The sequence below is a fragment of the Streptomyces sp. NPDC041124 genome (genome assembly GCF_055592385.1).
On record NZ_JBVIYR010000009.1, the window covers coordinates 183041 to 195929 of the forward strand.

General features: G+C 72.5%; 14 protein-coding genes. 10 read left to right on the forward strand and 4 right to left on the reverse strand.

What is annotated here, in order from left to right; all coding sequences use genetic code 11:
- Positions 1-70: 70 nt before the first annotated feature.
- Positions 71-1231 carry a D-alanine--D-alanine ligase family protein gene (locus tag ACZ6A9_RS24485; protein ID WP_468988957.1) on the forward strand — a complete coding sequence of 387 codons (1161 nt, stop codon included), beginning with the start codon at positions 71-73 and terminating at the stop codon, positions 1229-1231.
- Between the two features lie 45 nt (positions 1232-1276).
- On the opposite strand, the gene ACZ6A9_RS24490 is transcribed toward ACZ6A9_RS24485, so the two are convergent.
- Both ACZ6A9_RS24490 and ACZ6A9_RS24495 read right to left on the reverse strand, forming a co-directional pair.
- Entirely contained in the window at positions 1277-1786 is a 510-nt protein-coding gene (locus ACZ6A9_RS24490; protein WP_468988959.1) for a DUF3515 domain-containing protein, read from the reverse strand.
- A 20-nt stretch (positions 1787-1806) separates the two neighbouring features.
- Positions 1807-2040, reverse strand: a complete 234-nt coding sequence (locus tag ACZ6A9_RS24495; protein WP_052579718.1) for an Lrp/AsnC family transcriptional regulator — start codon at positions 2038-2040, stop codon at positions 1807-1809.
- Positions 2041-2246: 206 nt separating this feature from the next.
- Between ACZ6A9_RS24495 and ACZ6A9_RS24500 the strand changes: the two genes are divergently transcribed.
- Both ACZ6A9_RS24500 and thiD read left to right on the forward strand, forming a co-directional pair.
- Positions 2247-3212 (forward strand): thiamine-phosphate kinase, encoded by a 966-nt coding sequence (locus ACZ6A9_RS24500; protein ID WP_228967276.1) that lies wholly within the window; start codon positions 2247-2249, stop codon positions 3210-3212.
- Complete coding sequence (thiD, locus tag ACZ6A9_RS24505; protein ID WP_468988963.1) at positions 3209-4024, forward strand: bifunctional hydroxymethylpyrimidine kinase/phosphomethylpyrimidine kinase; 816 nt, start codon at positions 3209-3211, stop codon at positions 4022-4024. The genes ACZ6A9_RS24500 and thiD overlap by 4 nt, the downstream gene beginning before the upstream one ends.
- A gap of 60 nt (positions 4025-4084) precedes the next feature.
- On the opposite strand, the gene ACZ6A9_RS24510 is transcribed toward thiD, so the two are convergent.
- On the reverse strand, positions 4085-4816 hold the full coding sequence (locus tag ACZ6A9_RS24510) for an alpha/beta fold hydrolase (protein WP_468988965.1): 732 nt from the start codon (positions 4814-4816) through the stop codon (positions 4085-4087).
- A 174-nt stretch (positions 4817-4990) separates the two neighbouring features.
- Positions 4991-5176, reverse strand: coding sequence for a 50S ribosomal protein L28 (gene rpmB, locus ACZ6A9_RS24515; protein WP_003993230.1), 186 nt, complete (start codon positions 5174-5176; stop codon positions 4991-4993).
- A gap of 267 nt (positions 5177-5443) precedes the next feature.
- Between rpmB and ACZ6A9_RS24520 the strand changes: the two genes are divergently transcribed.
- The 7 genes from ACZ6A9_RS24520 to rpmF all read left to right on the forward strand — a co-directional run bounded on the left by ACZ6A9_RS24520 (position 5444) and on the right by rpmF (position 12882).
- A complete protein-coding gene (locus ACZ6A9_RS24520; protein WP_468988968.1) occupies positions 5444-7141 on the forward strand; it encodes a DAK2 domain-containing protein in 1698 nt (565 codons plus the stop codon).
- Positions 7142-7298: 157 nt separating this feature from the next.
- Positions 7299-9506: an ATP-dependent DNA helicase RecG gene (gene recG / locus ACZ6A9_RS24525; RefSeq protein ID WP_468988970.1), complete on the forward strand. Its 2208-nt coding sequence runs from the start codon at positions 7299-7301 to the stop codon at positions 9504-9506.
- Between the two features lie 49 nt (positions 9507-9555).
- Positions 9556-10143 (forward strand): 16S rRNA (guanine(966)-N(2))-methyltransferase RsmD, encoded by a 588-nt coding sequence (gene rsmD, locus ACZ6A9_RS24530; RefSeq protein WP_468988973.1) that lies wholly within the window; start codon positions 9556-9558, stop codon positions 10141-10143.
- A 26-nt stretch (positions 10144-10169) separates the two neighbouring features.
- Complete coding sequence (gene coaD / locus ACZ6A9_RS24535; RefSeq protein WP_468988976.1) at positions 10170-10649, forward strand: pantetheine-phosphate adenylyltransferase; 480 nt, start codon at positions 10170-10172, stop codon at positions 10647-10649.
- 110 nt (positions 10650-10759) lie between these two features.
- Positions 10760-11911: an ATP synthase F0 subunit B gene (locus ACZ6A9_RS24540; protein WP_468988979.1), complete on the forward strand. Its 1152-nt coding sequence runs from the start codon at positions 10760-10762 to the stop codon at positions 11909-11911.
- Between the two features lie 150 nt (positions 11912-12061).
- Complete coding sequence (locus ACZ6A9_RS24545; RefSeq protein WP_468988983.1) at positions 12062-12706, forward strand: YceD family protein; 645 nt, start codon at positions 12062-12064, stop codon at positions 12704-12706.
- A gap of 2 nt (positions 12707-12708) precedes the next feature.
- Positions 12709-12882, forward strand: coding sequence for a 50S ribosomal protein L32 (gene rpmF, locus ACZ6A9_RS24550; protein ID WP_003951102.1), 174 nt, complete (start codon positions 12709-12711; stop codon positions 12880-12882).
- Positions 12883-12889: the final 7 nt, after the last annotated feature.

Genomic DNA, 12889 nt, shown 5'->3' on the forward strand with positions numbered 1-12889 from the left:
GCCGTCCGGCTCACGCGCGGCGTTGCGGGCGCTGACTCCCGGCTCTGCCAGCGGGTACTCTCAACGCGATATGAGCACCGAGAACCTCCCCCAGAGCCCCGAGCCGCAGCCGTCCCGCAAGCCGCGTGTGGCCGTCGTGTTCGGCGGGCGCAGCTCCGAACACGGGATCTCCGTGGTCACCGCCGGCGCCGTCCTCAAGGCCATCGACCGGACCAGGTACGACGTCCTGCCGATCGGCATCACCCAGGACGGCCGCTGGGCGCTCACCGCGGACGAGCCGGAACGCATGGCGATCACCGACCGCCGGACGCCCAGCGTGGACCAGCTCGCCGACTCGACGGACGGCGCCGTGGTGCTCCCCGTCGACCCCGCCGACCGCGAGGTCGTCTACAGCGAGCCGGGCTCGGTGCCCAAGGCCCTCGGTCAGGTCGACGTCGTCTTCCCGGTGCTGCACGGCCCCTACGGCGAGGACGGCACCCTGCAGGGTCTCCTGGAGCTCTCCGGCGTCCCCTACGTCGGCTCGGGCGTGCTCGCCTCGGCCGTCGGCCAGGACAAGGAGTACATGAAGCGGGTGTTCACCTCGTTCGGGCTCAAGGTCGGCCCGTACCTGGTGATCCGGCCGCGGGAGTGGGAGCAGGACGAGTCCGCCGCCCGCAAGAAGATCATCGGCTTCGCCGGGGAGCACGGCTGGCCGCTGTTCGTGAAGCCCGCCCGCGCGGGTTCGTCCATCGGCATCACCAAGGTCGACGACCTCTCCGGCCTGGACGAGGCGATCGCCGAGGCCCAGCGCCACGACCCGAAGATCCTGGTGGAGGCGGCGCTGCGGGGCCGCGAGATCGAGTGCGGGGTGCTGGAGTTCGAGGACGGTCCGCGCGCCTCGGTGCCCGCCGAGATCCCGCCGCCCGACGCGCACGCGTACTACGACTTCGAGGCCAAGTACATCGACTCCACGCCCGGCATCGTGCCCGCGCCGCTCACCGACGAGGAGACGGCCGAGGTGCGCCGGCTCGCCGTCGAGGCGTTCGACGCGGCGTCCTGCGAGGGGCTGGTCCGCGCGGACTTCTTCCTCACCGAGGACGGCGAGTTCGTGATCAACGAGATCAACACCATGCCCGGTTTCACGCCGATCTCGATGTACCCGCAGATGTGGCAGGCCACCGGCGTGAGTTACCCCGAACTGGTGGACCGGCTCGTGCGGGCCGCGCTGCGCCGGTCGACCGGGCTGCGCTGAGCGGCCCCGCGCCACCGGGCAGCGCCGAGCGGCCCCCGGCACGCCTCAGGAGGCGATCCCCTCGGGGATCGCCTCCTTGACGCTCGGGGCGAGATCGATCAGCACGCCCGTGCTGTCCCGTCCGTCGGTCACCCGGACCTCGACGTACGCCTCGCGGTTGGCGGTGGTGAAGCGGTACGTACCGTCGTCCCGCTTCTCCATGAGCCAGTCCACGCCGTCGACCCCGCCCGGCACCGCGTCGCCGTCGCTGCCGTTGGCCACCGCGGGGTCGGCCATCTTCGGGGGCCGTTCCACCCCGCACCGCAGTATGATCGCCACGCCGCCCCATCCCGCGGTCAGTTCGGACGCGGGTTCGGGATCGTCGCGACTCTCACCGTCCACCTTCGCCGGCAGGACCTCGTCCAGGTTCTGACACAGCTCGGTGACCTTCGCGTCCGGGCTGGGAACCGCCGCGGACGCGCCGTCGTCCGCCGAGGAGCAGCCCACGGCGGTGATCAGCACCACGAGTGCGGACAGGGCGGACGGTACGGTGCGCCGGTGACGGAAGGAGTTCACCGGCCCAGGGTAGACGGGGGCTACAGATGGACGACCGGGCAGGTCAGGGTGCGCGTGATGCCGTCCACTTGCTGGACTTTGGCAACCACCATGCGGCCGAGGTCGTCGACGGTGTCGGCCTGGGCGCGCACGATCACGTCGTACGGTCCGGTCACGTCCTCGGCCTGGATGACTCCAGGGATCTTGCCGATCAGATCGGCGACGGTCGACGCTTTGCCGACCTCCGTCTGGATCAGGATGTACGCCTGTACCACGGAACCTCCAGGGCGGCCACGAGGATCATGTGGGGAAAAGGAACGCCACGGTATCGCGTCGCCGCTCGCCGCGGGGAGACCTGCGGGAACCGGGCCTTGCGCGCCGGGAGGCAGGCACGACAGAAGTTGACGGTCACACCGACCGTAGCGAGGCCCCCGGGGACTCGCGACCGGGCACGCACAGGGACAGAAGGGGCGCAAGGGTAATGAAGGGCACTGTTGGTGAGCTCGGCGAGTTCGGGCTCATCAGGGAGCTCACCTCCCGTCTCACCACCACCCCGGCGGTCCGGGTCGGACCCGGCGACGACGCCGCGGTGGTCTCCGCACCCGACCGCAGGGTCGTCGCCAGCACCGACATCCTGCTGGAGGGGCGGCACTTCCGGCGCGACTGGTCCACGGCCTACGACGTCGGCCGCAAGGCCGCCGCGCAGAACCTGGCCGACATCGCCGCCATGGGTGCCGTGCCGACCGCGCTGCTGCTCGGCCTCGTCGTCCCCGCGGAACTGCCGGTCACCTGGCCCAGCGAGCTGATGGACGGCCTGCGCGACGAGTGCCAGGTGGCCGGAGCCGCGGTCGTCGGCGGCGATGTCGTACGCGGGGACACGATCATGGTGTCGATCACCGCGCTCGGCGACCTGCGCAACCAGGAGCCCGTCACCCGGGGCGGAGCGCAGCCCGGCGACCTCGTCGCGGTGACCGGCTGGCTGGGCTGGTCCGCGGCCGGACACGCGGTGCTCTCGCGCGGTTTCCGCTCGCCGCGCGCCTTCGTCGAGGCGCACCGGCGCCCCGAGCCGCCCTACCACGCGGGACCGGCCGCCGCCGGGCTCGGCGCCACCGCCATGTGCGACGTGAGCGACGGGCTGATCGCCGACCTCGGGCACATCGCCGAGGCCAGCAAGGTGCGCATCGACATCCGCTCCGGGGCCGTCGACATCCCCTCGCAGATGAACGACATCGGCCAGGCCGTCGGCGTCGACCCGATGCAGTGGGTGCTGACCGGGGGAGAGGACCACGCGATCGTGGCGACCTTCCCGCCGGACGTGAAACTGCCCGCCCGCTGGAAGGTCATCGGCGAGGTGCTCCACCCCTCGGCGCTGCCCCAGGTGACGGTCGACGGGGCGCCCTGGACCAGCCAGGGCGGCTGGGACCACTTCGGGGACATCGAGTCATGAGCGCGCCGCCCAGGGTCCTCACCGTCGCCGGCTCCGACTCCGGCGGCGGCGCCGGCATCCAGGCCGACCTGAAGACGATGCTCGCGCTCGGTGTGCACGGCATGAGCGTGCTCACCGCGGTGACCGCGCAGAACTCCCTGGGCGTGCAGGGCGCCTGGGAACTGCCGGTGGAGGCGGTGCGGGCCCAGTACCGCAGCGTCGTCGACGACATCGGCGTACAGGCGGTGAAAACCGGCATGCTGTCCTCCGCCGAACTCGTCGAGACGGTCGCCGACTTGATCGCCGCCACCGACGCGCCCGCGGTGATCGACCCGGTGGGGGTCTCCAAGCACGGGGACCCGCTGCTCGCCTCCTCCGCGCTGGACTCCGTACGGACCAGGCTGCTCCCGGTGGCGACGGTGGCCACACCCAACCTGGACGAGGTGGCGCAGCTCACGGGCGTACGGGTCGCCGCCGAGCAGGATCTGCGGGTGGCGGCGCGGGCGGTGCTGGAGTTCGGGCCGCGCTGGGTGGTGATCAAGGGAGGGCATCTCGCGCCGGACTCGGCCGAGGCCGTCGACCTCCTGACCGACGGCACCCGGGAGCACTGGCTGCGCGCCCCCCGGCACGACAACCGCCACACGCACGGCACCGGCTGCACCCTGGCGTCGGCGATCGCCTCGGAGCTGGCGAAGGGCCGCCCGGTCCCGGAGGCGGTGGCGACGGCCAAGCGGTACGTCACGGGTGCGGTAGCGTCCGGCTTCGCCCTGGGTGCCGGCATAGGCCCGGTGCACCACGCCTGGGACCTGCGCCCGGGACATCCGGGGAGCTGAGGCGTCGCCGCCGCGGTTCGTGCCGTGCGCTCCGGTTGGTCCGGGCCCGGCGCGGCGCGGTCAGCCGTGCTCGGGCAACTGCCGGGCGAAGCGGCGGACGGCATCCGTGAAGGCGTCCGGGTCGTCGAAGTTCGCGAGGTGTCCCGCCCGCGGGATCAGTTCCACGCGGGCGTGCGGGTGTGCGCGGGCGAAGTCCCTCTCACCGGACCGGAAGACGGCGTCCTTCTCGCCGTTCAGGAGAAGCACGGGGGCCGCCACGCGGCGCATCGCTCCCGCGTCGAAACGGCCCAGCACCTCGCCCCACGCGGCCGGCAGGGTGTGGAAGGCGTAGCCGGCGCGGATGGTCGCCTCCACCACCTCGGGTGGATAGAGACGGCGCAGCAACCGGTCGTTCCACCGGGCCAGCCGGTCCGCGGGCAGGCGGGGGACGAGCCCGGCGACCCACCGGTACGGCGTGGCCCGCGGGCCGCGGGTCGAGGCACTGGCCCCCGCGAGGACCAGCCCCCGCAACCGCTCGGGGCGGCGCCGGGCGAACTCCAGTGAGGCGTACCCGCCGAGCGAGTGTCCGACGACCAGTGCCGGTCCGCACCGGAGCGAGTCCACCGCGGAAGCGATGACCTCCGTCGCGGCGGCCAGGCTCCAGGGCTCGGCGGAGCGGGCGCCGTGCCCCGGCAGATCGACGGCGGCCACCGGGAATTCCTCGTGCAGTGCGGCGAGCTGAGGGCTCCACTGGCCCGCGCTGAACCGCGTCCCGTGCACGAAGACGATGGGTGGTGCGCCCGCTGCCGTCATGGTTCCCCCGGATCGGTTCGTCCCCCGGCCGACCGGTATCGGCGGGCCGGCTCTGCCGATGGGAGACCCTACTGCCGGTCCGGTCCGACACCGGCACAGCAAGAAGCCGGTCCACCCGGAGGTGGACCGGCTGTTGCGGCGAAACCGACTACGGCCGCGCGCTCAGCGAAAGCGTCAGCGCGAGACCTTGCCGGCCTTGATGCACGAGGTGCAGGCGTTCACGCGCTTCGGCGTCCCGCCGACCACGGTACGCACACGCTGGATGTTCGGGTTCCAGCGGCGGGACGTACGGCGGTGCGAGTGCGAGATGTTGTTGCCGAAGCCCGGCCCCTTGCCGCAGACGTCGCAGTTGGCAGCCACGGGTCACTCCAAAGACTTCAGATGCACTTACGGTTGATCCCGGCATGCCGGGATCGAGATCGAGGACTCCAGGAGCCCTGTGGATCTGAGTGGCGTTGCCAGGGGGAGAGGCCCGATCAGATCGGGCAACCGGAGCAGCATACAACGGCTGCACCCGTAGAACGAAACTACCACGGCAGCTCAGGGCCCCGCCCGCGGCCCGCTTCCGGCCGGCGGGGCCCCACGCACTACGCTGCCTGCCACGGCCGGCAGCTCAGGGAGGCGCAGGTGGCGCAGGTGCCGCAGACATTCTTCGATGCTCTCGCGGTGCGCACCTGGTGCGGTCTCGCGCTCGACGCGCTGGGACGGGCCCGGGAGGAGATCGACGCGATCAACGTCTATCCCGTGGCGGACGGCGACACCGGAACCAACCTCTATCTCACCGTCGAATCCGCGGCCGCCGCGGTGGAGGCGGTGTTCGAGGGCCACGAGGCCGGCGGCGCGGGCGGAGCCGGAGGGCCGGGGCCGGCCCTGGCCGACGCGCTCCGCGCGATGGCGCACGGGGCGCTGATCGGCGCCCGCGGGAACTCCGGCACGATCCTGGCGCAGCTGCTGCGCGGCATGGCCCAGGTGCTGGCCGGTGACGAGGCTCTCGGGCACGCCGACGGCCGGGGGCTGCGCCGGGCCCTGCGGCAGGCGGCCGACTCGGCGCGTCTGGCGGTGGCCCACCCCGTCGAGGGCACCGTGCTCACCGTGGCCGCGGCCGCCGCCGAGGCCGCCGCGGCGGCGGAGGGCGACTGCGGGGCGGTGGCCCGCGCGGCCCACGAGGCCGCCCTCGCCGCCCTCGCCGAGACACCGGACCGGCTGCCCGTCCTGCGCCGCGCGGGGGTGGTGGACGCCGGCGGCAGGGGGCTGGTGGCGGTGCTCGCGGCACTCGTGGCGACGTTCACCGGCGAGACACCGCGTGACCCGCACGCCGCACCGCGTGCCCCGCACGCCCGCGCGACGGTTCACGACGGCGCCGTCGCATGCGCGGACGGCGCCGTGGCGCCGGAGGCCGAGGGACCCGCCTTCGAGGTGATCTACCTGCTGGAGGCCGACGACGACGCCGTCGCGCGCCTGCGGGAGCGGCTCGACGGACTGGGCGACTCGCTCGTCGTGGTCGGCGGGGACGGGCTGTGGAACGTCCACGTCCACGTGGACGACGCGGGCGCCGCCGTGGAGGCCGGGGTCGAGGCCGGGCGGCCGTACCGGATCCGGATCACCCACTTCGGCGCCGGGGACGTCCACACGACGGGGGCCGAGCGGGCCCGGGGGGAGCGCGCCCAGCGGGCGGTCGTCGCCGTGGTGCCCGGGGAGGGCCTGGCGGGGCTGTACGCCGAGGCGGGCGCGACCACCGTGCTCGCCCGCCCCGGGGAGCCGCCCGCGAGTGGCGAACTCGTCCAGGCCGTACGGCGGGCGCACGCGCGCGAGGTGGTGCTGCTGCCCAACGACGCGGACCTGCGCCACACCGCGGCCGCGGCGGCCGAGCAGGTCAGGGCCGAGGGCATCAGGGTGGCCCTGATCCCGACCCGCTCCGCGGTCCAGGGCATCGCGGCGCTCGCGGTGCACGAGCCGGAGCGCCGCTTCGACGAGGACGTGGTGTCGATGACGTCGGCGGCCGGCGCGACCCGCTACGCGGAGGTCACCGTCGCCGAGCACGAGTCCTGGACCATGGCGGGCATCTGCCAGGCGGGCGACGTCCTCGGGCTGGTCGACGGTGACGTCGCCGTCATGGGCCAGGACGTCACCGCCATCGCCGAGGCCGTCCTCGACCGCATGCTCGCGGCCGGCGGAGAACTGGTCACCCTCGTCCTCGGCGACGACGCCCCCGACTCCGTCGCCGCCCACCTGGAGTCCCGGGTCCGCGAGGGCTACCTCGCCGTCGACACGGTGACCTATCACGGCGGCAGGCAGGGCGCCGTCCTGCTCATCGGCGTCGAATGAACCCCGGCCCGGACGGGCGCCGCGGAGCACGGCGGGCCGCGCGGGGGAGCACGCACCGCCCCCGCCGGTGACGTCCGCCCTGAACGTCGGCGCGACGGCGGGCACCCGACCCGAAACGGTGTCCGCGGTCCCCGCGATGTCAGTGCCGTGGTGTCCAATGGATCTCGTGCCCGCACTGGAAGAACCACTGAAGAAGGTGCTCGGCCCCGCCACCGCCAAGGTGATGGCCGAGCACCTCGGCCTGCACACCGTCGGCGACCTTCTCCACCACTACCCCCGCCGGTACGAGGAGCGCGGCCAGCTCACCCACCTCGCCGACCTCCCCATGGACGAGCACGTCACCGTGGTCGCCCAGGTCGCCGACGCCCGGCTGCACACCTTCGCCTCCGCCAAGGCCCCCCGCGGCAAGGGCCAGCGCCTGGAGGTGACGATCACGGACGGCAGCGGCCGGCTGCAACTGGTCTTCTTCGGCGCCGGAGTCCACAAACCGCACAAGGAACTCCTGCCGGGCACCCGCGCGATGTTCGCCGGAAAGGTGTCGGTCTTCAACCGCCGCCTCCAACTCGCCCACCCGGCCTACGAACTGCTCCGCGGTGACAGTGAGGAGACGGTCGAGACCTGGGCCGGTTCCCTGATCCCCATCTACCCGGCCACCGCCAAGCTGGAGTCCTGGAAGATCGGCAAGGCGCTCCAGACGGTCCTGCCCAGCGCCCAGGAGGCCGTCGACCCACTCCCGGAGTCGCTGCGTGACGGCCGCGCGCTGGTCCCGCTCCCCGAGGCCCTGCTGAAGATCCACCGCCCGCACACCAAGGCGGACATCGAGGACGCCCGCGCCCGCCTCAAGTGGGACGAGGCCTTCGTCCTCCAGGTCGCCCTCGCCCGCCGCCGCCACGCCGACGCGCAACTGCCCGCCGTGGCCCGCCGCCCGAAGCCCGACGGCCTCCTCGCCGCCTTCGACGACCGCCTCCCCTTCACCCTCACCGAGGGCCAGCGGAAGGTCTCCGCGGAGATCTTCACCGGCCTCGCCACCGAACACCCCATGCACCGCCTGCTCCAGGGCGAAGTGGGATCCGGGAAGACCATGGTCGCCCTGCGCGCCATGCTCGCCGTCGTCGACGCGGGCGGGCAGGCGGCGATGCTCGCGCCCACCGAGGTGCTCGCCCAGCAGCACCACCGGTCCATCACCGAGATGATGGGCGATCTGGCCGAAGGAGGGATGCTCGGCGGCGCGGCGGACGCCACCAAGGTGGTGCTGCTCACGGGGTCCATGGGAGCCGCGGCCCGGCGCCACGCCCTGCTCGACCTGGCCACCGGCGAGGCCGGCATCGTCATCGGCACCCACGCGCTGATCGAGGACAAGGTCCAGTTCCACGACCTGGGCCTGGTCGTGGTGGACGAGCAGCACCGCTTCGGCGTGGAACAGCGCGACGCCCTGCGCGGCAAGGGCAAGCAGCCGCCGCACCTGCTCGTGATGACCGCCACGCCCATTCCACGCACGGTCGCCATGACGGTCTTCGGCGATCTGGAGACCTCCGTCCTCGACCAGCTCCCCGCCGGGCGTTCACCGATCGCCAGCCATGTCGTCCCGGCCGCCGACAAGCCCCACTTCCTCGCCCGCGCCTGGGAGCGGGTGCGCGAGGAGGTGGCCAAGGGCCACCAGGCGTACGTGGTCTGTCCGCGCATCGGCGACGAGGCGGACGACCCGAAGAAGTCCGGAGGGAGGAAGTCCGCCGAGGACGAGGCCGAGAAGCGGCCCCCGCTCGCCGTCCTGGACATCGCGGAGCAGCTGGCGCGGGGACCCCTGCGCGGGCTCCGTGTCGAGGTCCTGCACGGACGCATGCAGCCCGACGACAAGGACGCCGTCATGCGCCGCTTCGCCGCGGGCGACGCCGACGTCCTGGTCGCGACGACCGTCATCGAGGTCGGGGTCAACGTGCCGAACGCCACCGCGATGGTGATCATGGACGCCGACCGCTTCGGCGTCTCCCAGCTCCACCAGCTGCGCGGCCGCGTCGGCCGGGGCTCCGCGCCCGGCCTGTGCCTGCTGGTCACCGAGATGCCCGAGGCGAGCGCCGCCCGGCAGCGGCTGAACGCCGTCGCCTCCACCCTCGACGGCTTCGAGCTCTCCCGCATCGACCTGGAACAGCGCCGCGAGGGCGACGTGCTGGGCCAGGCCCAGTCCGGCACCCGCTCCAGCCTGCGCATGCTCGCCGTGATCGACGACGAGGAGATCATCGCCGAGGCCCGCGAGGAGGCCACCCGGGTCGTCGCCGCCGACCCGGAGCTGACCCGCCTGCCCGCCCTGCGCACCGCCCTGGACGCGCTGCTGGACGAGGAACGGGAGCAGTACCTGGAGAAGGGCTGACAGACTGGGAACGGCCACCGACCAGCACACACCGACAAGGACCGAGGACATGACTCGCGTGATCGCCGGCACGGCCGGCGGACGCCGCCTGGCCGTCCCGCCGGGACAGGGGACCCGCCCGACCTCCGACCGGGCGCGCGAAGGCCTCTTCTCCACCTGGCAGTCGCTGCTCGGCGGCCCGCTGGACGGTGAACGCGTCCTCGACCTGTACGCCGGTTCCGGCGCCGTCGGCCTGGAGGCCCTGTCCCGGGGCGCCGGACACGTCCTGCTGGTCGAGGCCGACGCCCGTGCCGTCCGCACGGTCCGGGAGAACGTGAAGACGCTCCGGCTCCCCGGTGCCGAGGTCAGATCCGGCAAAGCGGAACAGATCATCCGCACGGCACCCCCGCAGGAGCCGTACGACCTCGTCTTCCTCGACCCGCCCTACGCCGTCTCCGACGGCGATCTTCGCGAGATCCTGCTCACACTCCGCTCGGGAGGCTGGCTCACCGGCGACGCCCTCGTCACCGTGGAGCGCAGCACCAGAGGCGGCGAATTCGCCTGGCCGCCCGGTTTCGAGGCGGTCCGGGCCCGTCGCTACGGCGAGGGAACGTTTTGGTACGGTCGCGCCGCCTCTACGTGCGAAGACGCACGATGACCGGACCGGAGAGCGAGGGATCAACAGTGCGCCGCGCCGTATGCCCCGGGTCGTTCGACCCGATCACCAACGGACACCTCGACATCATCGCCCGGGCCTCCCGGCTCTACGACGAGGTCTACGTCGCGGTGATGATCAACCAGTCCAAGAAAGGCCTGTTCGAGATCGACGAGCGGATCGACCTGATCCGCCGGGTCACCGCCGAGTACGGCAACGTCCGGGTCGAGGCCTTCCACGGCCTCCTGGTCGACTTCTGCAAGCAGCGTGAGATCCCCGCCATCGTCAAGGGCCTGCGCGCGGTCAGCGACTTCGACTACGAACTGCAGATGGCCCAGATGAACAACGGCCTCTCGGGCGTGGAGACCCTCTTCGTCCCCACCAATCCCACCTACAGCTTCCTGTCCTCCTCGCTCGTCAAGGAGGTCGCGGCCTGGGGCGGCGACGTCGCCCACCTGGTGCCGCCGGAGGTCCTCACCGCCCTCACCGAACGCCTGCGCAAGGACTGACCCGGCGCGCGGGCCGTGGGCCTTGGGACGGCCGGTGTCCACCGGGCGCCCCAGGGCCGTACAGTCGTCCCGTCCGTCTCCAACACAGCTGTAGAGAGTGGCGAGCACAGGTGGACGTGCAGAAGAAACTGGACGAGATCGTCGCCGCGGTCTCCGGCGCCCGGTCGATGCCCATGTCGGCCTCGTGCGTGGTCAACCGGGCCGAACTGCTCTCGATGCTCGACGAGGTGCGCGCGGCGCTGCCCGACTCCCTCGCCCAGGCGCAGGAGTTGATCGGCGGCCGCGAGCAGATGGTCGAGCAGGCCCGCCAGGAGGCCGAGCGCATCATCGAGAGCGCCCACGCCCAGCGGGGCTCCCTGATCTCCGACACCGAGGTCGCCCGCCGCTCCCAGTCCGAGGCCGACCGGATCCTCTCCGAGGCCCGCAAGGAGGCCGAGGAGATCCGCGCGGAGGCCGACGACTACGTCGACTCCAAGCTCGCCAACTTCGAGGTCGTCCTCACCAAGACCCTCGGCTCCGTCGGCCGCGGCCGCGAGAAGCTGCTCGGCACCGGCCCGGGCCTCGACGAGCAGGGCTACGAGGACGAGGACGCCCCCGAGCGCAGCCACGACCCCGAGACCCTGCGCCGGACCGCCGACGAGTACGTCGACGTCAAGCTCGGCGCCTTCGAGGCGGTCCTCGCCAAGACCCTGGACGCGGTCGGCAAGGGCCGCCAGAAGCTGCACGGCCGGATCGCCTCCGACGACCTCGGCGCCCTCGCCGACGACCTCACGTCCGTCCAGCACTCCAGCGACGCCGACTACCTCGCGGACCTCGCGTCGGTCACCGACCGGGGCGCGCCGCCCCGGCCGTCCCAGCAGCGCGAACCGCAGCTGCCGCCGCAGCCGCAGCAGCCGCCGTACGTTCAGCCGGAGCCCGCCTACTCCCCCACCTCCGGCTACGCTCCGGCGGGAGGTGCCCCCATCCAGCAGCAGCCGGACCCCTACGCGGGCTACCAGCAGCAGTACGCCGGCGGGCAGGACCCGTACTCCTCCGGCTACGCCCCGGAGACAGGCGCCCCCGCCCAGCAGGCCGACCCTTACGCCGCCTACCAGGGCTACGACGCGCAGGGGTACGACCCCGACCAGGCGCAGGGGTACGACCCCGACCAGGCCGCCCAGCAGGCCCGGCAGGGGTACGCCCTGGACGAGACCAGCCTCTTCGACACCAGCATGATCACGCCGGAGCAGCTGCGCGCCTACGAGCGCGAGCGGGGCCTGTAGGGGCGGATTGGGCCGAGAGCGAAAGGTCCAGTATCCTGGCTCTTCGGTCGCGTGTGCGCTTGCGCTTGCCTGCGTATACGTCCGCGAACCGTGCTGCCCGGGAAGTCCGTACGGCAGCGATCCCCTGAGCTCGAAAGACCGAAAGCAGGAATGGCTCTGAACGCCCGCCTCGACCACCGCAACCCCCTCGTGTTCGACACGCACGAGCTGGGACGGCGGCCTGGTGCGCTGCAGCGCCTGACCCGCACGGTCGACGCTCCCCAGGACCTCGGCATCGCAGGGGTCATCGGAGTGCCGGAAGGCGCCCCGGTGGAGCTCGAACTCCGGCTCGAGTCGGTCATGGAAGGTGTGCTCGTCACAGGCACCGCCCGTGCGAAGGCCGAGGGGGAGTGCGTAAGGTGTCTGGAGCCGCTGGAGCAGCAGCTCCAAGCGGACTTCCAGGAGCTGTTCTCGTACCCTGACGCCGACGACCGGGGCCGTGTGATCGCGGAACCGGGCGACGACGCCGAGGACGACGAGGACAGGCTCCTCCTCGAGGACGGCCTGTTCGACCTCGAGCCGGTGCTGCGCGATGCGGTGGTGCTCGCACTGCCGATGCAGCCGGTGTGCCAGGAAGACTGCCCGGGTCTGTGTTCCGAATGCGGAGCACGGCTCGCTGACGACCCGGACCACCACCATGATGCCGTCGACATCCGTTGGGCGGCTTTGCAGGGACTCGCCGGCACCATGTCGGACGGCGAGAAGGACGAGATGAGCGGCGCCGAACCGGGCGTCGACGAGAAGCAGGAGAAGTAGCCGTGGCTGTTCCGAAGCGGAAGATGTCGCGCAGCAACACGCGCCACCGCCGGTCGCAGTGGAAGGCTGCGGTCCCCACCCTGGTTGCGTGCGAGCGCTGCCACGAGCCCAAGCAGCAGCACATCGCGTGCCCGTCTTGCGGCACTTACAACAAGCGCCAGGTCCTCGAGGTCTGAGCGGCTG

Bases quoted from the DNA above. Each gene is read 5' to 3' on its own strand.
- ACZ6A9_RS24485 (WP_468988957.1), top strand. From the start codon at position 71: ATGAGCACCGAGAACCTCCCCCAGAGCCCCGAGCCGCAGCCGTCCCGC.
- ACZ6A9_RS24510 (WP_468988965.1), bottom strand. From the start codon at position 4,816: ATGACGGCAGCGGGCGCACCACCCATCGTCTTCGTGCACGGGACGCGG.
- rsmD (WP_468988973.1), top strand. From the start codon at position 9,556: ATGACTCGCGTGATCGCCGGCACGGCCGGCGGACGCCGCCTGGCCGTC.
- thiD (WP_468988963.1), top strand. From the start codon at position 3,209: ATGAGCGCGCCGCCCAGGGTCCTCACCGTCGCCGGCTCCGACTCCGGC.
- recG (WP_468988970.1), top strand. From the start codon at position 7,299: ATGGATCTCGTGCCCGCACTGGAAGAACCACTGAAGAAGGTGCTCGGC.
- ACZ6A9_RS24500 (WP_228967276.1), top strand. From the start codon at position 2,247: ATGAAGGGCACTGTTGGTGAGCTCGGCGAGTTCGGGCTCATCAGGGAG.
- ACZ6A9_RS24545 (WP_468988983.1), top strand. From the start codon at position 12,062: ATGGCTCTGAACGCCCGCCTCGACCACCGCAACCCCCTCGTGTTCGAC.